The organism is Streptomyces filamentosus (assembly GCF_014654895.1).
Lineage (GTDB): Bacteria > Actinomycetota > Actinomycetes > Streptomycetales > Streptomycetaceae > Streptomyces > Streptomyces filamentosus.
Map to the genome: position 1 here is coordinate 2,933,225 of NZ_BNBE01000001.1, position 25,853 is coordinate 2,959,077.

General features: G+C 73.9%; 26 protein-coding genes. 18 read left to right on the plus strand and 8 right to left on the minus strand.

The annotated features are described in order from the left end of the window. Positions 1-95: 95 nt before the first annotated feature. From IE326_RS13320 to IE326_RS13330, 3 genes are all read left to right on the plus strand, one after another. Positions 96-1,379, plus strand: a complete 1,284-nt coding sequence (locus IE326_RS13320; RefSeq protein ID WP_030747509.1) for an adenylosuccinate synthase — start codon at positions 96-98, stop codon at positions 1,377-1,379. Between the two features lie 166 nt (positions 1,380-1,545). Continuing rightward, positions 1,546-2,316 carry a DUF6232 family protein gene (locus tag IE326_RS13325; RefSeq protein ID WP_229915319.1) on the plus strand — a complete coding sequence of 257 codons (771 nt, stop codon included), beginning with the start codon at positions 1,546-1,548 and terminating at the stop codon, positions 2,314-2,316. Then, positions 2,313-2,651, plus strand: a complete 339-nt coding sequence (locus IE326_RS13330; protein WP_170313834.1) for a DUF5955 family protein — start codon at positions 2,313-2,315, stop codon at positions 2,649-2,651. Before IE326_RS13325 ends, IE326_RS13330 begins: the two co-directional genes overlap by 4 nt. 36 nt (positions 2,652-2,687) lie before the next feature. Here IE326_RS13330 and IE326_RS13335 read toward each other — a convergent pair whose 3' ends face one another. Both IE326_RS13335 and IE326_RS13340 read right to left on the minus strand, forming a co-directional pair. Next, on the minus strand, positions 2,688-4,595 hold the full coding sequence (locus IE326_RS13335) for a serine/threonine-protein kinase (protein ID WP_190041611.1): 1,908 nt from the start codon (positions 4,593-4,595) through the stop codon (positions 2,688-2,690). 47 nt (positions 4,596-4,642) lie between these two features. Beyond that, positions 4,643-6,220, minus strand: coding sequence for a PstS family phosphate ABC transporter substrate-binding protein (locus tag IE326_RS13340; protein ID WP_190041612.1), 1,578 nt, complete (start codon positions 6,218-6,220; stop codon positions 4,643-4,645). 239 nt (positions 6,221-6,459) lie between these two features. Between IE326_RS13340 and IE326_RS13345 the strand changes: the two genes are divergently transcribed. The 3 genes from IE326_RS13345 (at position 6,460) to IE326_RS13355 (ending at position 9,349) form a co-directional block, all read left to right on the plus strand. Beyond that, the gene (locus tag IE326_RS13345; protein WP_150229245.1) at positions 6,460-7,401 is read left to right on the plus strand and encodes an NADP-dependent oxidoreductase; all 942 of its coding nucleotides are present in this window, start codon (positions 6,460-6,462) and stop codon (positions 7,399-7,401) included. Positions 7,402-7,466: 65 nt separating this feature from the next. Continuing rightward, entirely contained in the window at positions 7,467-8,339 is an 873-nt protein-coding gene (locus IE326_RS13350; protein WP_190041613.1) for an FG-GAP repeat domain-containing protein, read from the plus strand. Positions 8,340-8,464: 125 nt separating this feature from the next. Then, positions 8,465-9,349 carry a glycoside hydrolase family 19 protein gene (locus IE326_RS13355; RefSeq protein ID WP_190041614.1) on the plus strand — a complete coding sequence of 295 codons (885 nt, stop codon included), beginning with the start codon at positions 8,465-8,467 and terminating at the stop codon, positions 9,347-9,349. Positions 9,350-9,365: 16 nt separating this feature from the next. On the opposite strand, the gene IE326_RS13360 is transcribed toward IE326_RS13355, so the two are convergent. The 3 genes from IE326_RS13360 to IE326_RS13370 are packed head-to-tail and all read right to left on the minus strand — an operon-like array spanning position 9,366 to position 11,367. Beyond that, on the minus strand, positions 9,366-10,277 hold the full coding sequence (locus tag IE326_RS13360; RefSeq protein WP_190041615.1) for a hypothetical protein: 912 nt from the start codon (positions 10,275-10,277) through the stop codon (positions 9,366-9,368). A 35-nt stretch (positions 10,278-10,312) separates the two neighbouring features. Then, positions 10,313-10,777, minus strand: coding sequence for a MarR family winged helix-turn-helix transcriptional regulator (locus tag IE326_RS13365; protein WP_190041616.1), 465 nt, complete (start codon positions 10,775-10,777; stop codon positions 10,313-10,315). After that, positions 10,774-11,367 (minus strand): DJ-1/PfpI family protein, encoded by a 594-nt coding sequence (locus IE326_RS13370; protein WP_190041617.1) that lies wholly within the window; start codon positions 11,365-11,367, stop codon positions 10,774-10,776. The genes IE326_RS13365 and IE326_RS13370 overlap by 4 nt, the downstream gene beginning before the upstream one ends. A 167-nt stretch (positions 11,368-11,534) precedes the next feature. Here IE326_RS13370 and IE326_RS13375 point away from each other — a divergent pair, with 167 nt between their 5' ends. The 3 genes from IE326_RS13375 to IE326_RS13385 all read left to right on the plus strand — a co-directional run bounded on the left by IE326_RS13375 (position 11,535) and on the right by IE326_RS13385 (position 14,529). Beyond that, complete coding sequence (locus tag IE326_RS13375) at positions 11,535-12,896, plus strand: aspartate aminotransferase family protein (protein ID WP_150229233.1); 1,362 nt, start codon at positions 11,535-11,537, stop codon at positions 12,894-12,896. Positions 12,897-13,062: 166 nt separating this feature from the next. Beyond that, positions 13,063-13,782 carry a GntR family transcriptional regulator gene (locus IE326_RS13380; RefSeq protein WP_150229231.1) on the plus strand — a complete coding sequence of 240 codons (720 nt, stop codon included), beginning with the start codon at positions 13,063-13,065 and terminating at the stop codon, positions 13,780-13,782. 96 nt (positions 13,783-13,878) lie between these two features. Beyond that, positions 13,879-14,529, plus strand: a complete 651-nt coding sequence (locus IE326_RS13385) for a putative DNA-mimic protein (protein ID WP_150229229.1) — start codon at positions 13,879-13,881, stop codon at positions 14,527-14,529. Between the two features lie 34 nt (positions 14,530-14,563). On the opposite strand, the gene IE326_RS13390 is transcribed toward IE326_RS13385, so the two are convergent. Next, complete coding sequence (locus IE326_RS13390; protein ID WP_229915457.1) at positions 14,564-15,268, minus strand: SLATT domain-containing protein; 705 nt, start codon at positions 15,266-15,268, stop codon at positions 14,564-14,566. Between the two features lie 289 nt (positions 15,269-15,557). Here IE326_RS13390 and IE326_RS13395 point away from each other — a divergent pair, with 289 nt between their 5' ends. The 6 genes from IE326_RS13395 (at position 15,558) to IE326_RS13420 (ending at position 21,011) form a co-directional block, all read left to right on the plus strand. After that, complete coding sequence (locus IE326_RS13395) at positions 15,558-15,893, plus strand: YbaB/EbfC family nucleoid-associated protein (RefSeq protein ID WP_150229225.1); 336 nt, start codon at positions 15,558-15,560, stop codon at positions 15,891-15,893. Between the two features lie 57 nt (positions 15,894-15,950). Then, on the plus strand, positions 15,951-16,550 hold the full coding sequence (recR, locus tag IE326_RS13400) for a recombination mediator RecR (protein WP_030747474.1): 600 nt from the start codon (positions 15,951-15,953) through the stop codon (positions 16,548-16,550). A 35-nt stretch (positions 16,551-16,585) separates the two neighbouring features. Further along, the gene (locus IE326_RS13405) at positions 16,586-17,242 is read left to right on the plus strand and encodes a DUF5063 domain-containing protein (protein ID WP_030747470.1); all 657 of its coding nucleotides are present in this window, start codon (positions 16,586-16,588) and stop codon (positions 17,240-17,242) included. 147 nt (positions 17,243-17,389) lie between these two features. Beyond that, a complete protein-coding gene (locus IE326_RS13410; RefSeq protein WP_030747467.1) occupies positions 17,390-18,658 on the plus strand; it encodes an aspartate kinase in 1,269 nt (422 codons plus the stop codon). Positions 18,659-19,209: 551 nt separating this feature from the next. Beyond that, a complete protein-coding gene (locus IE326_RS13415) occupies positions 19,210-19,743 on the plus strand; it encodes a SigE family RNA polymerase sigma factor (RefSeq protein WP_373310230.1) in 534 nt (177 codons plus the stop codon). Then, positions 19,740-21,011 (plus strand): hypothetical protein, encoded by a 1,272-nt coding sequence (locus IE326_RS13420; protein ID WP_229915488.1) that lies wholly within the window; start codon positions 19,740-19,742, stop codon positions 21,009-21,011. The genes IE326_RS13415 and IE326_RS13420 overlap by 4 nt, the downstream gene beginning before the upstream one ends. Before the next feature lie 91 nt (positions 21,012-21,102). Here IE326_RS13420 and IE326_RS13425 read toward each other — a convergent pair whose 3' ends face one another. Both IE326_RS13425 and IE326_RS13430 read right to left on the minus strand, forming a co-directional pair. Beyond that, positions 21,103-21,852, minus strand: coding sequence for an SURF1 family protein (locus IE326_RS13425; RefSeq protein WP_150229223.1), 750 nt, complete (start codon positions 21,850-21,852; stop codon positions 21,103-21,105). Between the two features lie 279 nt (positions 21,853-22,131). Next, positions 22,132-22,431 carry a DUF6191 domain-containing protein gene (locus IE326_RS13430; RefSeq protein ID WP_190041619.1) on the minus strand — a complete coding sequence of 100 codons (300 nt, stop codon included), beginning with the start codon at positions 22,429-22,431 and terminating at the stop codon, positions 22,132-22,134. Positions 22,432-22,748: 317 nt separating this feature from the next. Between IE326_RS13430 and IE326_RS13435 the strand changes: the two genes are divergently transcribed. The 3 genes from IE326_RS13435 to IE326_RS13445 all read left to right on the plus strand — a co-directional run bounded on the left by IE326_RS13435 (position 22,749) and on the right by IE326_RS13445 (position 25,835). After that, on the plus strand, positions 22,749-24,134 hold the full coding sequence (locus tag IE326_RS13435; protein WP_229915320.1) for a tetratricopeptide repeat protein: 1,386 nt from the start codon (positions 22,749-22,751) through the stop codon (positions 24,132-24,134). 271 nt (positions 24,135-24,405) lie between these two features. Beyond that, positions 24,406-25,419 carry a YdcF family protein gene (locus IE326_RS13440; RefSeq protein ID WP_150229217.1) on the plus strand — a complete coding sequence of 338 codons (1,014 nt, stop codon included), beginning with the start codon at positions 24,406-24,408 and terminating at the stop codon, positions 25,417-25,419. A gap of 134 nt (positions 25,420-25,553) precedes the next feature. Beyond that, positions 25,554-25,835 (plus strand): hypothetical protein, encoded by a 282-nt coding sequence (locus tag IE326_RS13445; RefSeq protein ID WP_150229215.1) that lies wholly within the window; start codon positions 25,554-25,556, stop codon positions 25,833-25,835. Positions 25,836-25,853: the final 18 nt, after the last annotated feature.

Here is a 25,853-nt window from a genome sequence, read left to right on the forward strand (position 1 = left end):
ATTGCGCCAGGGGCTTCGTCTATTCCGGGGCACACCGGTGAGGCGGCGTAGGCCCCCTGACCTTGGAATGCCCCCTCCGGAAGGGGTGTACGCCTGTGCCCGCACTTGTGCTGCTCGGTGCTCAGTGGGGTGACGAGGGCAAGGGGAAGGCCACCGACCTCCTCGGTGGATCCGTGGACTACGTGGTGCGCTACCAGGGCGGCAACAACGCCGGCCACACGGTCGTCGTCGGCGACCAGAAGTACGCGCTCCACCTGCTCCCCTCCGGCATCCTCTCGCCGGGGTGCACCCCGGTCATCGGCAACGGCGTCGTCGTCGACCCGGCGGTCCTGCTCTCCGAGCTGAGCGGGCTGAACGACCGCGGTGTCGACACGTCCAAGCTGCTGATCAGCGGCAACGCGCACCTGATCACCCCGTACAACGTCACCCTCGACAAGGTGACGGAACGGTTCCTCGGCAAGCGCAAGATCGGCACCACCGGTCGCGGCATCGGCCCCACCTACGCCGACAAGATCAACCGCACCGGCATCCGGGTCCAGGACCTCTACGACGAGTCGATCCTCACCCAGAAGGTCGAAGCCGCCCTGGAGCAGAAGAACCAGCTCCTCGCGAAGGTCTTCAACCGCCGCGCGATCGAGTCCGGCCGGATCGTCGAGGAGATGCTCCAGTACGCGGACCAGATCAAGCCGTTCGTCGCCGACACCACCCTGATCCTCAACAACGCCATCGACGAGGGCAAGGTCGTCCTCTTCGAGGGCGGCCAGGGCACCCTCCTGGACGTGGACCACGGCACGTACCCCTTCGTCACCTCCTCGAACCCGACCGCCGGCGGTGCCTGCACCGGCGCGGGCGTCGGCCCGACGAAGATCAACCGCGTCATCGGCATCCTCAAGGCGTACACCACCCGCGTCGGCGCCGGCCCGTTCCCGACCGAGCTCTTCGACGCGGACGGCGAGGCCCTGCGCCGCATCGGCGGCGAGCGCGGCGTCACCACCGGCCGTGACCGCCGCTGCGGCTGGTTCGACGCGGTCATCGCCCGCTACGCCACCCGCGTCAACGGCCTGACCGACTTCTTCCTCACCAAGCTGGACGTGCTGACCGGCTGGGAGGAGATCCCGGTCTGCGTCGCGTACGAGATCGACGGCAAGCGCGTCGAGGAACTCCCCTACTCCCAGACCGACTTCCACCACGCGAAGCCGATCTACGAGACCCTCCCCGGCTGGTCCGAGGACATCACGAAGGCCAAGACCTTCGCGGACCTCCCGAAGAACGCGCAGAACTACGTGAAGGCGCTGGAGGAGATGTCCGGCGCCCCGATCTCCGCCATCGGCGTCGGCCCCGGCCGCACCGAGACCATCGAGATCAACTCCTTCCTGTAGGACGCGCCCGCAGGGCACGACGAAGGGCCCGCGCCCCCTCGGGGGTGCGGGCCCTTCCTCGCGTCCGGCGGTCAGGAAGTCCTGAACTCGCCTTACGCGCAAGGCGAGTCGGACCGCTAATGGGTCTCTCCGCGCGCTCGCGTGCCGCCGCGTCACAGGGGGAGCCATGGACCAGAACGTTCCACCGACACCACCTGCCCCGCCACCGACACCACCGTCCGGGTCGTCCGGGCCGTCCGGGCCGGCCCCCGGTCCGCCGCCGACCCCGCCGCCCGGTCCGCCGTCCGCCCCGGCCTCCGGGCCGTCGCCCGACCGGCCGTGGAGGGCGGCGCCGTCCGCGCGGCCGGAGAAGGCCGCCCCCACCCACCTCCAGGGCAGCAGCCCCCTCGACCTGCGCGTGGACCGGAGGGTCCTCTGGGTCGGCGGGGCGGCCTATCCGCTGGAGAACATCGTCCGCGTCTACACCTTCGTCCTCCGGCCCCGCCGCGCCGACGCCGTGACGCGCTTCGGCAAGCGCCTCTCCTGGTTCGTGCTGGCCTTCCTCCTCCTCACCGTGGTCGACGAGCTGACCGGGTCCTCCCGCGGGTCCGACCCCTACGGGGGCGGCGGCTCGGACGCCGGCGTGCTGTTCGGCCTGATCCGGGGCGGTCTGGTCATCGCCCTGATCTACTTCTTCGCCGAGATGCTCGGGGTCGTCACCGCCCGCTCCCACCTCACCCTGGCCGTCGAGACGAACGGCCGCTCCACCGCGCTCGTGACGGGCCCGCCGGAGCTCCTCCACCGCCTCGTCCACGACATCGCCCACGCCATCGAGAACACGGACGCGGAGCTCCACGCACGCGTGGCCTCGCTGGCGATCGGCAACCCCGGCAACTACTACTTCGGCGACGTCGTGAACATGTACGGCGGCTCCGGGAACACGGGAGTCCTGAAATGAGCGGGGACCACCACCACTACTTCGGCGACGTCGTCAACATGCGCGACGGCCAGGGGAACCAGGGCATCGTGCACCACCACGCCCCCGCCGTCCCGGTCACCCGGGAACAGGCCCTCAGGGCCGTGCGGGAACTGGCCGAGGCGCTGCGGACGGAGCTGCCCGAGCCGGACCGGCAGGCGCTGGACGAGGAGCTCGCCGAACTCGGCGGGCCCGGCGAGGGCACCCCGCGGCGCCGGACCCTCCTCGCGATCGCCGGGATCGCGGCGAGCGTCGGCGCGCTCGGGCAGCCGCTGCTCGACTCGGTGCGGGCGGCCCTGGAGCTGCTGGGGTCCTGACACCCCCGTCGGTCCTCCGGGCTCCCGGGCCCCGCGTCAGTCCTCCCGGTGGTACTCGGCCGGTTCCGTGTCGACCATCGGGTACACCTGGAGGAGTTCCTCGCCCTTGTACGTGGTCAGCACGAGGTAGCTGCCGACGTCGTCGAGGACGCACTCCGGGTCCGCGCCGGGTTCGAGGGACATGGGACCGAGGACGTACGGGGGCGTGGTGCCGGCGAGGATGGCCGTCCAGGTGCAGTTGACGGCGTCGTTGAGGGTGTTGCCCTGCTCGTCGGTGCGGGGGTAGACGCTCAGGGAGCGCAGGACGGGGGAGCCGACGGCGCCCTGGGTGAGGGTGACCTCCTCGGTGTAGCGGTCGGCGTCGGGGCCCTCGACGAGCGGGTCCGCCTTCCAGCGGCCGAGGTACTTCGCGGGCAGGACCGCCGGGCCGGTGCGGGCCTTGTGGAAGGTGGCCTTCGCGGCGCCCGAGGTCCAGGCGAGGACCTCGGGGGAGCGCAGGGTGAGCGTCTGGTGGGCGGCGGCCATGCACCGCTGGGCGGGCACGCTGGTGGTGACGTCGGACTCGCCGAGGACGACCTTGTCCTCGTCGGCGGAGACGAGCCGCGAGCGGCCCATGCACAGCCGGCCGTCGCCGACGTGCGTGTAGACGGCGGTCTTGGTGCCGAGCGGGCCCTGCACGAGTTCGATGCGGACGGTCTCGCGCGGGTGCTCCCCGGTGCCCTGGAGGACGCCCTCCCAGGCGCCGAGGAAGGCGGCGGGCACGTCCCCGGCGGGCGCGGCGGAGGCGGAACCGGTCCGCTTCCCGTCGCCGCCGGGGACGCCGGAGCCGCCGTCGCCGCCGAGCGGCCAGAAGGCGTAGCCGGCGCCCGCCGCGGCGGCGACGGCGGCGGTCGCGAGCGCGGCGGCCGGCACCCGCCGCCGGGAGCGGGAGCGGGCCCGCACGGGCTCCGGCTCGGGCGCGGGACCGGCCGTGGGGTCGCCGGCCGCCGAGCCGCCCGCGGTGCCCGTGCCCTGTTCCGGGGCCCTCGCGCCCTCCGGGCCCTCCGGGCCCCCCTCCCCCTCCGCCTCCAGGAGCCGGGCCGCGTGCCGGCTGAGCCGGACCAGGACGTCGGCGGGCAGCCACGGGTCGGCGTCCGGCAGCGTCTCGGCGAGTTCGGCGGCGGTGGGCCGGGCCGCCGGGTCCTTGGCGAGGCAGGCCCGGATGAGGCCGGTCAGCTCGGGCGCCACGTCCGTCAGGTCCGGGTCGTCGTGGGCGATCCGGAACATCAGCGCGTGGACGCCGCTGTCGGAGGTGCCGAAGGGGGAGCGGCCGGTCGCCGCGTAGGCGAGGACGGAGCCCAGGCAGAAGACGTCGGAGGCGGGGCCGAGCTTCTCGCCGCGGACCTGCTCGGGCGACATGAAGCCGGGGGAGCCGACGACGGCGCCGGTGCTGGTGAGGCCGCCGTCGGTGACGGTGTCGACGGCGCGGGCGATGCCGAAGTCGATGATCCGGGGCCCGTCGACGGTCAGCAGCACGTTGGAGGGCTTGAGGTCGCGGTGGACGAGCCCGGCCCGGTGGACGTGGTCGAGGGCCCGGCCGAGCCCGGCGCCCAGCGCCCGGACGGTGGCGGGCGGCAGCGGCCCGTACTCGTCGCCGACGACGGTCCGCAGGGAGGGGCCCGGCACGTAGCCGATGGCCACCCAGGGGGCGGCGGCGGTGGTGTCGGAGCCGAGGACGGGTGCGGTGCCGGCGCCGCCGACCCGTTCCAGCGCCTCGACCTCGCGGGCGAAGCGCCGCCGGAACTCGTCCTGGGCGGCCAGTTCGGCGTGCACCACCTTGACGGCGACGGTCCGCCCGCCGGCCGAACGCGCGAGGAACACCCGGCCCATGCCGCCGACCCCGAGACGGCCGATGAGTCGGAACGGGCCGATGGCGACCGGGTCTTCCGCGTTCAATGGCTCCACGTCGCAAGAGGATGCCAGACCGGCGCGGGGCCCGGTCGCGGTGCGGGTCACGGTCCGGTGTCGGCGTCCCCGCAGATCCGCAGCCCCTTCGGGGTGGAGCAGGGCAGGTGGCCGTGGGCGCGGACGACGTCCTGGCCCCGGCCCCGGGCGAGGTAGGCGAGGAAGCTCGCGGTGAGGGAGTCGCTCGCGGGATCGCCCCAGGTGTAGGCGTACTCGATCTCCCGGTACGGGTACGGGGAGTGGCCGAGTTCCTCCAGGACCGGTTCGCGGCCGTCGAGGGCGACGCGGTGCACGCCCCGCGCGCCCGTGGCGGCGCCGAGTTCGGCGTAGCCGATGGCGCCGGGGAGGCGGGCGACGGTGGCCAGGACCTGGGCGGTGGAGTCGAGTTCGCAGCGGACGACCTTCGCCTCCGGATCGTCGACGACGGAGCAGTCGCGGGAGGAGTTGGCGGGTTCGTTGCGGCCGAGGACGCGGCGCTGGAAGACCTCCCGGCTGCCGGAGTCGGCGTCCCGGCTGACGAGGAGGACGGCCCGGTCGGGCAGGTCCGGGGGCAGTCCGGGGCCCTCCAGGCGGTTCCAGCGGGCGAGGTCGCCCCGGTAGAGGGAGCGGAGCTGGCCGAGGGTGAGGGAGCGGACGGGCACGGAGTCGTGGACGACGACGGTGAAGAGGGAGACGGCCACCATGTGCTCGCGCAGCTGGGGGTGGCCGCCGGGGCCGTGTCCGTCGGAGAGGGCGATGACGGCGGGGGAGCCCTCGGAGCGGGGGGTGCGGACGCCGGTGTCGGCGAGGTCGCGGACCCCGGCGGTGGAGCCGTCGGCGTCGACGGTGATGGTGGCGCCCGGGCAGTCCTTCTCGTACGCCTCCGCGACCGCCCGCACGACGGGGGCGAAGGCGGTGGAGCCGGTGACGGTGAGGCTGCCGCGGGCGCAGCCGATGGGCGGCGGGGTCCGCTCGCGGACGATGATCGCGGCGAGCGCGACCACGCAGGCGGTGAGGACGACGGTGACGGTCCGGGCGGCGGGGCTGAAGCGGCCGGCCTGGTCGTCGGGGGTGGTGGAGCGGTTGCGCCGGATGGAGCCGCCGGCGAGGGTGCCGTGGACCTTGATGTCGCGGTCGGCGACGGGGCCGGAGAGCTGGACGAGGAGCTTGAAGTACCGGCCGGTGTCGAGGGCGACCCGGGGGACGAGGACGGCGTTGCCCGCGCGGCCGAGTTTGGGGGCGCCGTCGAGGTCGTCGCGGACGGAGCTCCAGCCGGCCGGGACGGTGGCGACGACGCCCCGGACGGTCACCGCGGGGGTGCCGAAGGTGATGCGCAGGGCGTGTTCGGCGGGGGCGACGCCGTAGTCGTCGATGCTGATGTCGAGGTCGCGGTCGTTCTCGATGCGGAGCAGGACGAGGGTGGCGCCGGCGGCGGCGCTGTCGAGGACCTCGCCGTCGTGGAGGGTCATCACCCCGCCGTCCTGGTCGTCGGCCTCCTCGTGGAGCGGGGTGTTGAGCTGGACGCGGTAGCCGAGGCGCTTGCGCTGGGGCTTGAAGCGGTCGATCCAGACGGCGCCGAGCGAGACGAGGACGCCGAGGAGGGCCGTGGCGACGGCGATGACGTTCTCGGCGGTTATCCACTCCATGGCCGGGACGGTACGGACGGGTGTGCGAGTGCGGGGGTGGCGTAGCGGGCCGACACCCGGAGTTCGCCGTTCGTTCAGGGGCCCCGGGGAGGGGCGGGGGGCGGCTCCGGGAAGGGGCGGGGGCGGCCCCGGGGAGGGGTCCCGGCGGGGGGTCGTCCGGGTGGCCCGGCAGAGGTTGCCCGGGGCGGACGGCCGTGGGTGTAATGGCCACGAGGGGGCCCTTCCGGAGGAGGAACCCCATGCGTGTCGTCGAAGTGACCGCCTACGGCGGACCCGAGGTGCTCTGCTCCGCCCGCCGCCCCGAGCCCGATCCCGCGGACGCCCCGGGGCGGGTCCGCGTCCGGCTCAAGGCGGCCGGGGTCAACCAGACCGACCTCAAGATCCGCTCCGGCCGGTTCGCCGCCCTGCTCGGCGAGCTGGCGCCCCCCTTCGTGCTCGGCTACGACTTCGCGGGGACCCTGCTGGACCCGGCGCCGGGCCTGCCGGTGGGCACCCGGGTGGCCGGTTTCATTCCCTGGGTGCGGGAGGGGAGGGGGCAGGGCACCTACGCCGAGCTGGTCCTGGTGGACCCGGAGTGGCTGGCCCCGGTCCCGGACGAGGTGGACTTCACGGCGGCGGCCTCGCTGCCGCTGTCGGCGCTGACGGCGGCCCAGGCGCTGGACCTGATGGCGCTGCCGGAGGGCTCGACGCTGCTGGTCACGGGGGCGAGCGGGGTGGTCGGCCGGTTCGCGGTGCAGCTGGCGGCGCGGGCGGGCCACCGGGTGATCGCCCTCGGCGACGCCGACGACGCGAACGAGCTGCGGCTCCTCGGGGCGCACGGGGTGGTGCCGCGCGGCGCGCCGGAGGACGTGATCACCGGGGTCCTCGGCTTCGCGCCGGAGCGGGTGGACGGCGTCTTCGACGCGGCCCTGATCTCGGACCCGCTGCTGCCCGTGGTCAAGGACGGCGGGGTCTTCGTCCCGGCCTCGGGCGAGCGGATGCCGGTGGCCGAGCGGGACGTGCGGGTAGAGATGGTGGTGGGCCGCCCGGACGCGGCCCGGCTGAAGGAGCTGCTGGAGCTGGTCGGCAAGGGCGCCCTCGCGACCCGGGTGGCCGACGTGCTGCCGCTGGAGGCGGCGGCGGAGGCCCACCGGCGCGCGGAGGCGGGCCACCGGCCCGGCCGGATCGTGCTGATGATCTGAGGCAACCCTCCGGGGGTGCCGGCGGTCCAAGACGCGAGACCGCAACGACACGAGGGGGGCTCTCGATGGGGTTCGCACGACACGGGCGCGGGCCGGGGAGGGCGCTGGCCGCCGCCGTCGCGGTGGGCACGGCGGTGCTCGGCCTGCCCGGCACGGCCGCCGCCGCGCCGGGGGACGCCTCGGGGGCCGCCGCGACGGTGGCCCCCCGCTTCAACCTGTACGGCGTCCACAAGCGGACCCACGTGCTGTGGGAGTGGTACCACGACGGGCCGTACCTGGGCATCGACGCGCCCACGCCGGAGGACCGCTCGGACCTCGCCGACATCATCACCGTGGACAACAACGGCAACGGCTACGGCGAGGGCGCGTGGACCCTCCACAAGAACGGCCGGCTCGACTACGCGGGCAGCGTCGACGGCCGCCGGCAGACGGTGGGCCCCGTCGGCAAGGGCTGGAACATCTACGCCGAGGTCCTGTCGCCCGGCTCCCTCGGCGGGGCGAAGGAGGCCGATCTGATCGGCCGCGACACGGCCGGCGTGCTGTGGAGCTACCTGAGCCACCCGGACGGCCGCCTCACCCCCCGGATGCGGGTCGGCGGCGGCTGGGGCCGGTACGACCAGCTCGCGGGCCAGGGCGACCTGACCGGCGACGGCAGGCCCGACATCGTCGCCCGCGACCGGACCGGTGTCCTGTGGCTGTACCGGGGCACGGGCGACTACAAGGCGCCGTTCGCGAGCCGCACGCGGGTCGGCGGCGGGTGGAACGCGTACGACCGGCTGCTGTCGCTCGGCGACGACGACGGGGACGGCCGGGTGGACCTGCTGGCCCGGAAGCCCACGGGCCAGCTGCTCCGCTACCCGGGGACCGGCGACGCGGCGAAGCCGTTCAAGCCGCCGGTGGCGTACGCGAGCGGCATGGACAGGTTCAACCTCCTCTGACCCCGCGGGACTTCGTGACGGGGCTCCGGAACGGGCGTTTCCGTCACGAGTCCTGGTCTAGACCTTGACAGGTACAGACCAGTGCCGCTTCGCTGGCCTTCCCCCCACCGGAAGGACGACAGCGCATGCGACGTCTTATCGCCCTGTTCGCGGCCCTCTGTACGGCAGTCGGGCTCGCGATCCTCCTCCCCGCCACCGCCGGAGCGGCCCCCGCCTGCGTCGGCGCCTGGAACTCGGGCCAGGTCTACACCGGCGGCATGACCGCCTCGTACAACGGCCACAACTGGTACGCGAAGTGGTGGACGCAGAACGAGCGTCCCGGCTCCAGCGACGTCTGGCGCGACGAGGGCGCCTGCGGCACGGGCGGCGGCGGAGGCACCCCCGACCCCTCTGGATTCGTCGTCACCGAGGCCCAGTTCAACCAGATGTTCCCGAACCGGAACCCCTTCTACACGTACGCGGGCCTGGTCGCCGCCGCCAAGAAGTACCCGGCCTTCGCGGGCACCGGCAGCGACACCGTGAAGAAGCAGGAGGCCGCGGCCTTCCTCGCCAACGTCTCCCACGAGACCGGCGGCCTCTACTACATCGTCGAGCAGAACACCGCCAACTACCCCCACTACTGCGACGCGAACCAGCCCTACGGCTGCCCGGCCGGCCAGGCCGCCTACTACGGCCGCGGCCCGATCCAGCTCTCCTGGAACTTCAACTACAAGGCCGCCGGCGACGCCCTCGGCATCGACCTCCTGAACAACCCCTGGCGCGTCGAGCAGGACCCGGCCGTCGCCATGATGACGGGCCTCTGGTACTGGAACACCCAGAACGGCCCCGGCACCATGACCGCCCACAACGCCATGGTCAACGGCGCCGGCTTCGGCCAGACCATCTGGGCGATCAACGGCTCCCTGGAGTGCAACGGCGGCAACCCCGCCCAGGTCCAGAGCCGCGTCACCAAGTACCAGCAGTTCACCCAGATCCTCGGCGTCCCCGCCGGATCCAACCTCTCCTGCTGATCCCGCACCGCCCTCCTCAGCTCGCCCTGACCACCCAGGTCAGGGCGAGCGCGGGGGTGAACGAGGCGAGAAAGGCGGGCAGCTGGTCGTAGCCCGCCACCTGGAACCCCAGCGCCACCGGCAGCAGCAGCACGAGCCCGGCGAACAGGATCCCGAGCGCGGGCAGATGGACCGCAGGCCGGAAGCGGCGCAGCCAGTGCAGGTCGGGCGCCTCCATCTGCGACTTCAGGATCACCCCGGCGATGATCACCCACGGCCACACCCAGACGCCCAGGTCGACGCTGAGGAACAGCGCGCCCTCCTCCACCTGGTCGTGCTCGGTCACCGGCTCGTCCGGGAGCGCCGGCGCGTAGTACACCGCCACCTCCGCGCCCGGCGCGAGCGGCTCGGCCGCGGAGTACATCTCCTCCACCAGGACCTCGCGGGGCCCGGCGGAGAAGGGCACCCGCACCACGACGTCGGTGAGGTAGTACGCGTCGTTGTCCTGGCTCTGGGGCACGAACTCCGGCTCCCCGGAGACCCGTACGACCGGCACCTCGAACTCCCCGTACCCGGCGGCCAGCATCCGCTCCTCCCACTGCCCCCGGGCGGTGCTCGGCGTGAAGACCACCAGGAACGCGGCGACGGTGGCCAGCGCGATCCCGAAGCCGAAGACGTACGGCAGCGCCGGGTTGGGCCCACCGGACCCACGGCGCGCGCGGGGCTTGCGCGGCCGGTCGCCGAAGTGGTCCGGTTCCTCCGGCTTCCGGCACGAGGCCACCGCCCAGGCGACGGCGAAGAGCGCCGAGGCCCCCGCGAGCCCCACCTCCCACACCAGCGGCGGGTACGGCGAGACCCCGGCCAGCGAACACCCCACCGCCGCGCCCGCGCTGACGACCATCCCCCACCCGCAGATCCTGGTGGCGGCACTTCCCCCCGACGTGTACATGGCGCGCAGCATAGGCCGCCCGGGTGGCCGGAGGGCTACCCCTCGCGGTCGGCCGCCGCCTCGACGGCCTCCAGCGCCGCCGAGAGCCGGTCGAGGACCCGCACGGTCTCCTCGAAGGCGTCGGGGCCGCCGAGTTCGGCCGTCAGCCGGGCGGCCAGCTCCGCGTGCCCCGGGTCGATCCGGGCGATCGCCGCCCGGCCCGCCCCGGTGGGGGCGAGCAGCTTGGCGCGGCGGTGCGCCGGGTTCGGGGCGTAGACGGCCAGGCCGTCGCGGACCAGCAGGTCGGCGATCCGCTGGACGCTCTGCCGGGTGATGCCCATGACCCGGGCGATCCCCGCCACCGGCAGCGGCTCGGGCAGCACCGCCCCGAGCACCTGCCACCAGGCGGCGGTCAGCCCGGCGGGCTCGGCCAGCTTCTCCGCGACGGAGAGGAACTGCCCGTTGAGCCGGAAGACGCCGAGCGCGGTCCGGCTCAGGGCGTCCTGCTGGACCCGGCTCATCCGTTGAGCTCGGCGAAGGCCGCCGGGTCGGAGTCGTGGAAGAGCCGGTACCAGGCGTCCCGCTTCCCCTCGTACGCGCCGAGCCGGGCGAAGATCTCGCGGGCGAAGGCGACCGGCTCGGTCGGGCCCGCCGTGATCAGGTCCCCGTCGGTGACGGCGTCGGCCTCCACGTACCGCTCCGCGCCCGCGTAGCCGGTCGCGGCGAGGTAGAAGGAGACGGCAGAGGTGTGCGCCCGGTCGTCGAGCAGCCCCTCCCGGGCGAGCCCGGCGGTGGCCCCGCAGATGGCGGCGACCGGCACCCCGGCGTCGAGGAAGGTCCGCGCGGCGGCGGTGAAGGGGGCGAGCTCGTCGCCCTCGTCGTACTTCTCGGCCCCGGGCAGGATCAGCAGGGCGCTGTCCTCCGGGCGCAGCTCGTCCAGCGCGAGCTCGGGCACGATCCGGATCCCGGCGATCGTGGTGACGGGCTTCCCGGCCTCGGTCCCCACGGTCCGCACGGTGAACCCGGCGCGGGCGAGCCACGCGGTGGCGTGCCCCGTCTCCCAGTCGGCGAGGGTGTCGTACACGGCGAGGTGAACGGTCTTCGAGGTCATGACAGCAGACTGTCAAAACGACAGGATGCTGTCAATTGGAACTTCTCCGGAGCCCGCGACGAAATCCGCAGCGGCCCGCCCGGCAGAGCACAGTGTCGCGTCCGGCGCGTTCTCGGTGGACAAGATGGTGATGGCCGCCCCACCTGGGGTTCCTTACCCTTCGGTGCATGACCCCTCATGTCGTACCCGACCCCCAGGCCGGCGCCGCCGTCAAGGCCGCGGACCGCGCGCACGTCTTCCACAGCTGGTCCGCCCAGGGCCTGATCGACCCGCTCGCCGTGGCCGGCGCGGAGGGGTCGTACTTCTGGGACTACGACGGCAACCGCTACCTCGACTTCACCAGCGGCCTCGTCTACACCAACATCGGCTACCAGCACCCCAAGGTGGTCGCCGCCATCCAGGAGCAGGCCGCGAAGCTCGCCACCTTCGCGCCCGCCTTCGCCGTCGACGTCCGCTCCGAGGCCGCACGCCTCATCGCCGAGCGGACCCCCGGCGACCTGGACAAGATCTTCTTCACCAACGGCGGCGCCGAGGCCGTCGAGAACGCCGTCCGGATGGCCCGGCTGCACACCGGCCGCCACAAGGTGCTCTCCGCCTTCCGCTCGTACCACGGCGCCACCTCCACCGCGATCAACCTCACCGGCGACCCCCGCCGCTGGGCCTCCGACACCGGCTCGGCCGGCGTCGTGCGCTTCTGGGCGCCGTTCCTCTACCGCTCGCCCTTCTACGCGGAGACTGAGCAGCAGGAGTGCGAGCGGGCCCTCGCGCACCTGGAGGACACCATCGCCTTCGAGGGGCCCGGCACCATCGCCGCGATCATCCTGGAGACGATCCCCGGCACCGCCGGCATCATGACCCCGCCGCCCGGCTACCTCACCGGCGTCCGCGAGATCTGCGACAAGTACGGCATCGTCTTCGTCCTCGACGAGGTCATGGCCGGCTTCGGCCGCACCGGCAAGTGGTTCGCCGCCGAGCACTTCGACGTCGTCCCCGACCTGATGACCTTCGCCAAGGGCGTCAACTCCGGCTACGTGCCGCTCGGCGGCGTCGCCATCAGCGAGAGGATCGCGGCCACCTTCGAGACCCGCCCCTACCCCGGCGGCCTCACCTACTCCGGCCACCCGCTGGCCTGCGCCGCCGCCGTCGCCACCATCCAGGTGATGGAGGACGAGAAGGTCGTCGAGAACGCCGCCCGCATCGGCGAGACCGTCCTCGGCCCCGGCCTGCGCGAGCTCGCCGAGCGCCACCCGTCCGTCGGCGAGGTCCGCGGCACGGGCGTCTTCTGGGCGCTCGACCTGGTCAGGAACAAGGAGACGCGCGAGCCGCTCGTCCCGTACAACGCGGCCGGCGAGGCCAACGCCCCCATGGCCGCCTTCGGCGCCGCGGCCAAGAAGAACGGCCTGTGGCCCTTCGTCAACATGAACCGCACCCACGCCGTCCCGGCGTGCAACGTCACCGACGACGAGGTCAAGGAGGGCCTGGCGGCCCTCGACGCGGCCCTCACCGTCGCCGACGAGCACACGGTCTGAACCGGTCCGCGGCCGGGCCCCGGCCCGCGCCGCGCACCGCCGCACACGGTCCGGCGCCGTCCGCCGACGGCACGGCACGGCGTCACCCGGTGTGACGGGCGCCTCCTCCGGGAAACCGGGTCTCGACTAGAGTCTCCCGGAACCTCATGGAGGGGGCCCCGCCCGCATGCCCGGCACGTCCGCGAACAGCGCCGTCACCCGCAGCACCCTCAGCCGGCAGATCGCGGACGCGCTCCGTGACGAAGTCCTCGCGGGGCGTCTCCGGCCCGGGCAGGAGTTCACCGTCAAGCAGATCGCGGAGCAGTACGGCGTCTCCGCCACCCCGGTCCGCGAGGCCCTCGTCGACCTCTGCGCCCAGGGGCTGCTCGACGCCGACCAGCACCGCGGCTACCGGGTCCACGGCTTCACGCTCGCCGACTACCGGGACATGGCCGAGGCCCGGATGCTCGTCGTCGACGGCCTCTTCCGCCGCCACGCCCTGCGGGCCGCGGCCCCGCCGCCCGAGCCGGACCCCCACATCGGGGTCGTCCTGGTGTCGATACGCCGCCGGGCCGAGGCCGCGGCCCGCGCCGCCCGGACCGGCGACCTCGACGTCCTCATCGGCTACGACCTCCGCTACTGGCACGAGCTGGCCCGGCTGGTCGCCCGCAACGACCACCTCGCCGCCTTCCTGCACCGCCTCCGCGTCCAGAGCTGGGCCTTCTCCGTGCCCCACCTGCGGGCCGCGCGGGACCTCTCCGGCGGGCTCTGGGGCGGGCACGTGGAACTGGTCGACGCCGTCACCCGGGGCGACGCGGAGGCCGCCGCCGGAGTCGTACGGGACCACCACGCGCACTGCCTGGCGTGGGCCGACCGCCTGGAGGCGGGTGCCCGCCCGGCGGGTTGAGGCCCCGCTTCCCGGGGCAGGTCCTCCACGGGTGGGCGTCGTCGGCCCCGCCGACTACCCTGGCCCTCCCCGAAACTGACGGAGAGCGAGCCTCCCTTGGCCTGTGACCTGTGGCTGGTCCCCCTCGTCGACGTGCTGTGCCACAGCCCCGACAACCCCTTCGCCGAAGACCTCGCCGCCTACGACGCCGTGCTCAGCGCCTCGGGCCTGCCGACCGTGCCCGTGTACGCGTACATGCCGGGGCTCTCCGGCGACGTCGCGCCGGTCGCCGGCTTCGACTACGAGGCCCTGCACTTCCTGCGCCGCGCCTACCTGCTCGCGGTCTGCGGCCTGCCGGTCGAGCCGGTCGGCGAGCTCGGCGGGGACTACGAGCAGCTCCTGGAGATGTTCGAGGCCACCGCCCAGCAGTCGCACCTGGTCTGGCACTACGACCACGCGGGCGCCTACGTGCCGGTGGACTTCCCCGTGCCGCTCTCCAGCGACCGGCTCCTGGAAGGGGGCGGCCCGCTCGGCTCCTCGTACGGACTGCTGCGGGAGCTTGAATTCGTGGCCCCCGCCCTCGGCATCGACCCGATGAACCCCCCGGCCCCGCCCGCCCCGCCCGCCCGGCCCACCGAGCTGGAGGAGCCGGCCGCCCCCGTCCCGCACGACGACGGCCCCTTCGCCCGGGAGCGGCACGTCTGGCTGGGCCTCCACGCGGCGGCGACCCGCAGCCTCGCCCAGGGCTCGATGATCATGCTCAGCTGACCCCCGTCCCCGCCGCGGCGGCCCCGGAAGGCCCTCAGCGGGTCTCCGGGGGCCGCTGGCGCGGCATGTTCGGGCGGGTGCCCGGCGGCAGCGGGAAGCGGCCGGACGGGTACGCCGCCTCCTGCCTGGCCGGTACGACCCCGACCGACTGGAGCGCCAGCGGCGCCGGGCCCGAGCGGAACTCCACCATCCAGTCCGCCGTCTCCGCCCGCACCAGCTCCGTCACGTCCTCCGAGAAGCGCCGCAGCACCCCCAGGCACCGCTCGGCGGCCTCGCTGGCGGTGCCCTCCGTGGGCCCGAGGACCTCCCGCACGCTCTCCGAGGCCCAGTCGAACTGGAGGGCCTGGAGCCGCCGCTGCACGGCCTGGGCGGTGGCCACGTCCCTTATCCAGCCCGACGTCAGCCCGAAGTAGCGGTCGCAGGCCATGCAGGCCGCGCCCAGCAGCAGCGACAGATAGCCCCAGCCGGCCGTGCCCGCGGCGACCCCGGTCAGGTCGAGCAGCGGCAGCGCCGCCCCGGCGATCACGCCGAGCGCGGTCCCGACCCGCAGCACGCGGGCGGAGCGCCGCTTCCAGACCCGGTCCGAGAGGTACCACTCCGCGGTGCGCAGGGCGCCGGCCTCCACCCACCGGTAGAGCTCGTCGAGGCGCTCCGCGGGCTCGCCCCAGTCGCCCAGGGGGAAGGGCTTCCCCGTCAGATCTCCGTGGACGTCTTCCCCGGGCTGCCCCGGCGGCTGCATCTCCGGCTGGTGGCTCACCGGGGGACTCCTCTGTTCAGCCCAGCGTTCGTGTCGCTCGTGTCCTTCTGTGACGTGCGGTGCACGTGGTGCCTGCCCTTCCTACCGCCGAATGGTGGGCGGCGGGCCCGGAATCCCGGGATCTCCGCCCGCAAGAGGGTGTTGATCAGGTAGAGGAGCCCGCAGTTTCTCACCCGAAAGAGTTGTCGCGGCAGGGCGCTCCACGACCACGTAGGCTCGGAACACCGGCACCAGACGTGGCGGACCGAACCTTCAACCACGAGGAGTGACCGTGATCCCCGGTGGCGGCCAGCCCAACATGCAGCAGATCCTCCAGCAGGCCCAGAAGATGCAGCAGGACCTCGCCCGCGCCCAGCAGGAGCTCGCGGCGACCGAGGTCGACGGCCAGGCGGGCGGCGGCCTGGTGAAGGCCACCGTGACCGGCTCGGGCGAGCTGCGCGGCCTGGTCATCGACCCGAAGGCCGTGGACCCGGAGGACACCGAGACCCTGGCCGACCTGATCGTGGCCGCCGTGCAGGCCGCGAACGACAACGCGCAGCAGCTCCAGCAGGCCAAGCTGGGCCCGCTGGCGCAGGGCCTGGGCGGGATGCCGGGCCTGGGCTTCTGAGCGGGCCCCCAGCCACTAACGTAAGAAGACAAGAGCACTCCCCGGAAGGGCGTTCCGTTGTACGAAGGCGTGGTCCAGGACCTGATCGACGAGCTGGGCAGGCTGCCCGGCGTCGGTCCCAAGAGCGCGCAGCGGATCGCCTTCCACGTCCTCCAGGCGGAGCCGACGGACGTGCGGCGCCTCGCCCACGCGCTCCTGGAGGTCAAGGAGAAGGTCCGGTTCTGCGCGGTCTGCGGGAACGTGGCGCAGCAGGAGCAGTGCAACATCTGCCGCGACCCGCGCCGGGACCTGACCGTCATCTGCGTGGTCGAGGAGCCGAAGGACGTCGTCGCGATCGAGCGGACCCGCGAGTTCCGGGGGCGGTACCACGTCCTCGGCGGCGCGATCAGCCCGATCGAGGGCGTCGGCCCGGACGACCTGCGGATCCGGGAGCTGCTCGCCCGCCTCGCGGACGGGACGGTCACCGAGCTGATCCTGGCGACCGACCCCAACCTGGAGGGCGAGGCCACGGCCACCTACCTGGCGCGGATGATCAAGCCCATGGGGCTGAAGGTCACCCGGCTCGCGAGCGGTCTGCCGGTCGGCGGCGACCTGGAGTACGCCGACGAGGTGACGCTCGGCCGTGCCTTCGAGGGGCGGAGGCTGCTAGATGTATGACGACCGGGCCGGCGCGCTCCCAGGGAGGCTCCTCGATGTCTGACCCCACGCTGCACTCCATCACGCAGAGCCCCGACGACTTCGCGGTGCAGATCGCCGACTCCGTCGAGAGCTTCATCGTCGCCACGACCGAGGTCGCCAAGGGCGACGAGCCGGACAGCGCGGTGCCGTTCCTGCTCCTGGAGGTCTCCCAGCTGCTGCTGGCCGGCGGCCGGCTGGGCGCGCACGAGGACATCGTCCCGGACGAGCGGTACGAGCCGGACACGGGCCCGGAGCCGGACGTGGACGAGCTGCGGGAGCGGTTCGCCGTCATGCTGGACCCGGTCGACGTCTTCTCCGAGGTCTTCGACCCGTACGAGCCCCGCAAGGCGCCCGTCCCGGCCCGCATCTCGGACAGCCTCGCGGACATCGTCACCGACCTCCGGCACGGCCTCGCCCACTACCGCGCGGGCCGGGTCTCCGAGGCCCTGTGGTGGTGGCAGTTCTCCTACTTCTCCAACTGGGGCCCCACCGCCTCCGCCACCCTCCGCGCCCTCCAGTCCCTCGTCGCCCACGTCCGCCTCGACCAGCCCCTGGCCGCCCTCGACGGCCTCGACACGGACGAGGACCTGACCGAGGACGACCTCGCCGAGGAGGCGGGCCGGGTGATGGTCCAGGAGATCGCGGGACCGCTGGGGATGAAGGGGCGCTAGCCCCGCCCCGGACGTGCCGGGACCCGCTTTGATCATTACGTGAGCACGTCGTCTCACCATCCGGTACCACCCTGGCGTTTTCCGGCCGCTCGTTAGACTGAACCGACCGCAGCGCGGGCTGCGGCACCGACCGAGCGAGGAGCGCACGTGGGCCTTGTCGTGCAGAAGTACGGAGGCTCCTCCGTTGCCGATGCCGAGGGCATCAAGCGCGTCGCCAAGCGGATCGTGGAAGCCAAGAAGAACGGCCACCAGGTGGTCGTCGTGGTTTCCGCGATGGGCGACACGACGGACGAGCTGATCGATCTCGCCGAGCAGGTGTCTCCGATGCCTGCCGGACGCGAGTTCGACATGCTGCTGACCGCCGGGGAGCGGATCTCCATGGCCCTGCTGGCCATGGCGATCAAAAACCTGGGCCACGAGGCCCAGTCGTTCACCGGCAGCCAGGCGGGTGTCATCACCGACTCGGTCCACAACAAAGCGCGCATCATCGATGTCACGCCGGGCCGCATCCGCACCGCCCTCGACGAGGGCAACATCGCCATCGTCGCGGGCTTCCAGGGCGTGTCCCAGGACAAGAAGGACATCACCACGCTGGGCCGCGGCGGCTCGGACACGACGGCCGTGGCGCTCGCCGCCGCGCTCGACGCCGAGGTGTGCGAGATCTACACCGACGTGGACGGCGTCTTCACCGCCGACCCGCGCGTGGTGAAGAAGGCGAAGAAGATCGACTGGATCTCCTTCGAGGACATGCTGGAGCTCGCCGCCTCCGGCTCCAAGGTGCTGCTGCACCGCTGCGTGGAGTACGCGCGCCGCTACAACATCCCGATCCACGTCCGCTCGTCCTTCTCCGGACTCCAGGGCACGTGGGTCAGCAACGAACCGACAGGGGACAAGGTGGAGCAGGCCATCATCTCCGGTGTCGCCCACGACACCTCCGAGGCGAAGATCACCGTCGTCGGCGTCCCGGACAAGCCGGGCGAGGCCGCGGCCATCTTCCGTGCCGTCGCGGACGCCGAGATCAACATCGACATGATCGTGCAGAACGTGTCGGCGGCCTCCACCGGCCTCACCGACATCTCCTTCACCCTCCCCAAGGCCGAGGGCCGCAAGGCCATCGACGCCCTGGAGAAGGCGAAGGGCGACATCGGCTTCGACTCGCTGCGCTACGACGACCAGATCGGCAAGATCTCCCTCGTCGGCGCAGGCATGAAGACCAACCCCGGCGTGACCGCGGACTTCTTCCGCGCCCTGTCGGACGCGGGCGTCAACATCGAGCTCATCTCGACCTCCGAGATCCGCATCTCGGTCGTCACCCGCGCCGACGACGTCAACGAGGCCGTGCGCGCCGTCCACTCCGCCTTCGGCCTGGACAGCGACTCGGACGAGGCCGTCGTCTACGGCGGCACCGGGCGCTGACCCGCCCCGCCCCACCCGCTCCACCGCCCGCGCCCGGCCGTTCCCCACGGCCGGGCGCGGTCGTCGTATCCGATTGTGGTGGCTTCGTAGCATCTGTGAACATCCTGTGAGCAATTCGGCGGCGAATCCCCCTTGAACTGGGCTGATGCGGTGTCGGACGATGCTCTTCCCCCTTGCTGCAACTAGTGGTTGGACGGGGCGCGTCTCCGCGTTCACCCACGGACGTGACGTGGAGCTCGCGAGGGAACGGGCAATGGGGGAGAACGGTTACGGATGAGGACGATCTGCGCGACGCGGGGAACGGCGGGACACCCGTACAACCATTCCGGGGGAACACGAGTCCAACAGGCGTGGCAGACGTACTCGACATTCCCGCGCTCTCCCCGCTCCGCGGGGCACGCACGGCCGTGCTCCCCCTGCGGAGCCCCGGTGCCGTCGCCGTGCCCGGACGCGGCGCCGCGGTCCGCCCGCTCGGACGTCCGCGCTCCCTCGACGGCCCGCCGGTGAGCACCGTCGTGCCCACCGAATCCCGCACGCGCGGAGTCAGCGGCATCCCCGCCCCGCGCAGGACCGCAGAGGACACGGCCGGCGCCGGCACCACCGTCGACCACCTCACCGAGACCTACCGCGTCCACTACCGGTCGCTCCTCGGCCTCGCCGCGCTCCTCCTCGACGACACCGCGTCCTGCGAGGACGTCGTCCAGGAGGCGTTCATCCGCGTCCACTCGGCCCGCCGGCGCGTCCGCGAGCCCGAGAAGACCCTCGCCTACCTGCGCCAGACCGTGGTCAACCTCTCCCGGTCCGCGCTGCGCCGCCGCATCCTCGGCCTCAAGCTGCTGTCCAAGCCGATGCCGGACATGGCCAGCGCCGAGGAGGGGGCGTACGACCAGCTGGAGCGCGACGCCCTCATCAAGGCGATGAAGGGCCTCCAGCGCCGCCAGCGCGAGGTCCTCGTGCTGCGCTACTTCGCCGACATGACGGAGGCCCAGGTCGCCGAGACCCTCGGGATCTCCCTCGGCTCCGTGAAGGCGTACGGTTCCCGGGGCATCGCGGCCCTGCGCGTCGTCATGGAGGCCAAGGCGTGAGCCCCCGACGGGAGGACGAGGAGAAGAAGCGGGACGAGCGCGCCGGGGACGAGGGGCGCCACGACCCCGACGAACGCAGCGGACGCGTCGCGGAGCAGGGACGCGTCGGACGTGACGATCTGACGGGACGACTGATGACGGACTTCGAGCGCACCCCCGGCGAGGACGACGGGGAGGACGAGCTCGCGCTGCGGCGGCTGCTCCACGGCGCCGTCGCGGGGCTCGAACCCTCCACGGACGCCCTCGACCACCTGAGGCACGCCGTCCCCGCCCGCCGCGCACGCAAGCGGCAGGCCCTCGTCGGCGCCGCCGCCGCGGCGGTCCTCGTCGGCACCGCCGTCCCCGCCCTCGTCCACGTCGCGGGCTCCCCGGGGGTCACCGCCGCCCACCCGGTCAACGCCGTCCACGGACAGCAGGCCCAGGGCGGCACCGGCTCCGAGGCGGAGGCGGGCGGCCCCGCCGCCACCAAGGCGCCCGCCGACACGGTCTCTCCCACCAACGGCCCCACCCAGGGTCCCGGGGACAAGGACGGCACCGGGCCCGGCCCCTCCGCCGGCCGCCCCGAGAAGGACCCCGGCACCGGCTCCGGCACGGCCGCGCGGTGCGCCGCGGACGTGCTCCGGTCGGCCGGGGCGTACAACAGCGGCCCCGACGCCACCGGCGTCGTCTACGGCGGTTTCACCGTCGTCAACGGCTCCGCCGCCGGCTGCCTGGTCGACGGCGACGGCCTGGTCTCCGTCTCCACCCGCGGCGCCGCCGACCCGGGCCGGATCGGCGTGGTGCGGCACAGCAACGGCGACCCGGCGACCGGCCTGCCCGACCCCTCGGCGGAGTCCTCCTCGGTGTTCCTCGCCCCCGGCGGCTCGTACCAGGTGAAGTTCGCCTGGGTGCCGAGCGAGACCTGCCCGTCCTTCAAGCCCCCCGTGGCGCCGGTCATCCCGACCACGCCGACCCCGACGCCGACCCCGCCGACGCCGACGGACACGGCCACCCCGACGCCCACCCCCACCGGGGACGGCGGCGGCGCGGTGGAGCCCACCCAGCCCACCCAGCCCACCGAGCCCACGACCACCGCCAACCCCGAGACCGGCACCGACACCGGCACGGGCACCGACAGCGGCGTGGCCGCCCAGCTCCTGCACGCCGGACCGGCCAAGGGCAGCGTCTCCGTCAGCCACACCGCGGAGCCCGGCGGCCCCACCCTGACCACGCTGATCCCCGACGCCTGCGCCGGGACGGTCTACCGGACGGGCCTCCTCCAGGGCTGAGCCTTCGCCCGGGGCGTGTGCGTACGGCTGAGGGGCCGCGGATCTCCGGAGATCCGCGGCCCCTCAGCCGTACGCACACGCCCCGGGGCGGTCAGCGCTCCGTCAGGCCCAGCGCCTCGTCGCGGGCGGCCTCCGCCTCCCGGCGCACCAGCCGGAACCACATGAAGACGACGAAGCCCGCGAAGACGAACCACTCCGCCGTGTAGCCGAGGTTCTGGAACGCCTTCGCGTCCAGGCCCGTGCCCGCCGCCGCGACCGCCGGCACCGGCGTGAGGCCGGCGGGCGAGTCGGTGAGGGTGATCCACGCGTCGTAGACGTCGTCGTCCACCAGGTTCACCAGCGAGGCCGCGCTGATCATGCCGAGCTGCCCCTCGGGCAGGCCGCCCGCCGTGTGGACGCCCTTCGTGCCCTGGTTCTCCGACGCCTGGAGCGCGCCCACCGCCGTGACCTCGCCGGACGGCGGGGCCGGGGCCTCCGCGCCCGCCGGGAGCCAGCCCCGTACGACCGGCAGCGACCGGCCGCCGTCCGTCCGCAGCAGCGTCAGCACGTACGCGCCCGACTCGCCGTCCAGCGTGCGGTCCGGCACCAGGAACTGCTCCCCGTACCGCCCCCGGGCCTCGGCGACCCGGCCGGAGGTCTCCTTGTCCACCGGCAGCAGCGAGGCCAGCGGCGTGGCCCGCTGCGCGCTCGCGGCCGGCTTCCGCTCGGCCTCCTCGTGGGAGTCGACGCGATCCTCGAACTTGCCCAGCTGCCAGGTCCCCATGAAGACGCAGAAGGGGATGGCCAGCAGGACGAAGAGATTGATCCCCCACCAACGGGGGGTCCTCAGGAACCGGTACACGCCCCCCACGGTACGGTGCCGGGCCCCGGGCCCCGCCGGGAGGGGCCGGAACGTCCCCCGGGGCGCCCGGGGGCTTCGACCCGGCGGGGGCGTGCCGCGCCCCGGCTCGGGGGCGGTGTGCCGGACGCCGGGGCGTGCGCCGGGCGGTCAGGGCGTGGGCCGGGCCTCAGGGCGTGGGCCGGGCGGGTCAGGGCTCAGGGGCGTGCGCCGGGCGTCGGGGACGTGCCCCGCGCCTCAGGGGCGTGGGCCGCACTTCAGGGGTGTGTGCCGGGCATCGGCTCAGGCGCGCGCGTCGGGTCTCAGGCGGATCACCGCGCGCCCGCCCGCCAGGTCCACCGTGGTCCGGCGCGGCGGCGCCCCGTCCTCCTCGTCGTCACGGAGCAGGAGGGCGCTCTGCCGCTCCTTCAGCTCGCTCTGCTTGCCGGGCGAGAAGGTGGCGTGCAGCTGCTCGAAGCCGGTCGAGGAGACCGTGCCCCGGCGCTTCCCGCGCCCGGTCATGCGCAGGAACTGGTCGGCGAAGGCGATCGCGGTGAGCAGGATCACCAGACCGGGCAGCGTCACGAACACGGCGAACCCCATGCCCCCAGGAGAACACGCCGCACCGACGGGGCGGAAGGGACGGAGGGCCGGGACCGCCCGGACCTCCGGGCGCACGTGGACCGGCGACACGGCCGCCTCGCCCGGGACGGATGCCCCGGTGCTCGTTCCCCTCCTCGGCGGATCACCGGAAAACCTTGGTGATGGCCGCCGGAGCACCCCAGGATGTGGACCCAGGGCATGTGCCTTCACGCCGCCCTGGCACCGAATGACGGGGAGATCGGCCAGACGTCACCGCGCCCGGCGGCGGGTGGCGTCCGGGGAGCGGGAGACGTACGGGGATGAGGACCATGGGGCGAGTGGCGGGGGAGCCACCCGAGGACGAGGTGCTGTGGGGCGAGCCGGTCGGCGCCGGGCAGCTCGCCGCCGCCGAGGAGGGGTACCAGGCCGCCGGGCCCGCCGAACGGCTGCTGTGGGAGCGGCTGTCGGTCTTCGAGGGCGCCTTCGACCGGCGGGCGGCGGAGGAGGTCTGCGGGTACGGGGCGCTGGCCGGTGCCGTCGGGCCGGTCCTGGACCGGCTGGCGTCCCTGGCGCTGCTGCCGGTGGACGACCTCTTCGACGGGGAGGACGGCGGCCCGCGCTTCTGGATGCCGCACGCCGTGCGGGCCGTCGGCGCCCGGCGGCTCACCGCGCGGGGCGACCGCTGGGCCGTGGTCCTGCGGCACCGCGGGTGGTGCGTGCGGGTCGCCCGGCGGGCCGCCGAGTGGTGGCAGCGGGGCCGGCAGCTGGACGCCCGCGACCTGGCCCTGCGCGAACTCCCCGACCTGGCCGCCGGGATGGACCCGACGACGGCCCCGCTCTCGCCTTCCGACGAGACCGGCACGGCCCTGGAGATCGCGGTCTCGCTGTGGTTCCTGTGGGTGGCCTGCGGGCGGCTCGTCGAGGGCAGGACCCGGCTGCGGCACATCCTCTCCCTGCACCAGGGGCCGCCCCCCGCCCGGGCGCTGTGGCTCGCCGCCTTCCTGGAGCTGGAGATGGGCCGCCCGGAAGCCGCCGACCCGCTGCTCGTCCAGGCGTGGGCGGGCGCCGTGCGGGACGGCGACGACCACTGCCTGGGGCTCCTCGCCCATCTGCGCGGCGCCGTCGCCCTCTACCAGGGGCGGCCCCGGGCGGCGGCGGCCGAGTTCCGGGAGGCGCTGCGGCAGATCGGGGACGTGCCCGACTTCGGCCCCACCAGGGAGGCGTGCTGGGCGTCCCTTGCGCTCTGCTTCAGCCGCACCGACCCGGAGGCCGCGCAGGAGGCGCTGGACCGGCTGGAGCTGGAGGGGGCGGGGCGGCGGACCTGGGCGGGCCGCGACCTGTACGCCGACGCGTGGGCGCACCACGCCCGCGCCGAACTCCTCGCCTGGGACGGGGAACGGGCCCGCGCCGCCGAGCACGCCCGCCGGGCGCTCCGCGAGCACCTGCGGCTCGGCTCCGCGGTCGGCGCCGCCTGCGCGGCCGAACTCCTCGCCCAGATGCGGCTGCTCGACGGCCGCGCCGACCGGGCGGCCCATCTCCTGGGCGCCGTCGACCTGTTGCGCACCTCCGTCTTCGACACCTCCTACCGGCCGGGCAAGTACTGCACCGTGGCCCGGGCCCGCAGCGAGGAGGCGCTGCGGGAGCTGCTGGACGACCCGAAGCTGCGGGAGGCGTACGAAGAGGGCGCGCGGATCGGGCTGTTCGCGCTCTCGCGGGAGCGGTGACGGCGTGACGGCGCGACGGCTCCCGCGAGGGCGCGATGACGGCGTGACGGCGTGACGGCGTGACGGCGTGACGGCGGGTCGGCGGGTCGGCGTGACACCGCGACGACGGTGACAGCGATGACGACGGTGACGACGGTGACGACGGTGACGACGGGGTCCGGTCCGGGCCGCGTCACCCGTCCGGGGTGGGGAGGGACGGGCCGGGGGAGAGTTGTCCACAGCTTCGTCCGCGGGCCGTCCGGGGCCGGGGACGGATGCCTACGATGACGGCATGATCGCTTTCGGGGTGTCCGCCCTCTTCCTCCTGCTCTTCGGGGTCGGCCTGCTGCGCGACCGCCGCCGCTTCGGGAACGCGGTGTACCTCGGCCTCGCCGTCACCTTCCTCGGCCTCGGCCTGCTCTCGGCCGTCGACACCCTGCCGCCCGGCCTGACCGAGACGGTCCTCGTCCTCATCCTGCTGGTGCTGGGCCTGGGCCCGCTGGTCCTCGCCGGGCTGCTCTGCGCCAACGGCGTCAAGATGGTCCGCAAGGAGGGCAGACGCCCGGCCAACCTGCTGTCGCTGCTCGCCGGCCTCGGCATACTCGGCGTGTTCGCGCTGACGGTGGTCGCCGTCCTCCTGCGCTCCCGGGTGCTCGGCGTCGTCTCCGTCACCCTGCTCCTCGTCCTGGGCTACGTCTCCTTCCTCTTCGTCTGCTTCGTCGGGTACGCCTTCCTGTACGGCCGGATGCGGCTGCGCCGGGACGCGGACTTCGTGGTGGTCCTCGGCTCCGGCCTGATCGGCGGCCGGCGGGTGCCGCCGCTGCTCGCGAGCCGGCTCGACCGGGGCCGGCAGGTGTACGAGCGGCTGGCCGCGCGCGGCGGGGGCGCGCCGCCGCTCCTCGTCGCCTCCGGCGGCCAGGGGCCGGACGAGGAGCTGCCGGAGTCCCACGCCATGGCCGCGTACCTGGTCGAGCGGGGCTTCCCCGAGGAGCGGATCCGCCGCGAGGACCGCTCCCGCACCACCGAGGAGAACCTGCTGTTCAGCAAGGAGCTGATGGAGGCGGAGCGGCCGGGTGCCCACTGCGTGATCGTCACCAACAACTTCCACGCCTTCCGGGCCGCGCTGATGGCCCGGAAGGCGGGCGTGGACGGTCAGGTGGTGGGCTCGCCGACCGCCGCCTACTTCTGGCCGAGCGCCACGATCCGCGAGTTCGCCGCGGTCTTCCTGGAGTACCGCGCGGTCAACCTCACGGTCTGCGCGGTGCTCGTGGCCATCGGCTGCCTCGGCCTCGCCGTCACCGGGTGACGGCCGGGGAGCCCCCGGACCGGGGCGGCCGCGCTTCCGGGCCGCCCGCCGGGCGGGCAGGCCCTACGCTGGAGGGACGGAGGTGCCCGAAGGCGCCGGCGGAGGCGCCCGGAGGCATCCGCGGAGGTGACCCCATGAGGCGACGCCACCACTTCCACATCGACTACCGGGGCCATTCGGTCTCGGCGACCGTGGAGACCGGTCTGCGGCCCGTGGTCGAGGTCCTGGTCGACGGCAAGGAGACCGGGCACGCGACGACCCGGGACGATCGGCCGGTGGCGGTCCCGATCGAGCTGCCGACGGACCCGCCGACCCCCGCGACCGTGCGCGCCACCCCGGGCCCGGGGGTGCCCCGCTGCCTCCTGCTCGCCGAGGACGGCGCGGACCCGCACGTCATGCCGCCCCGCCTCTACTGAGGGCCCCGGGCCGGCGCG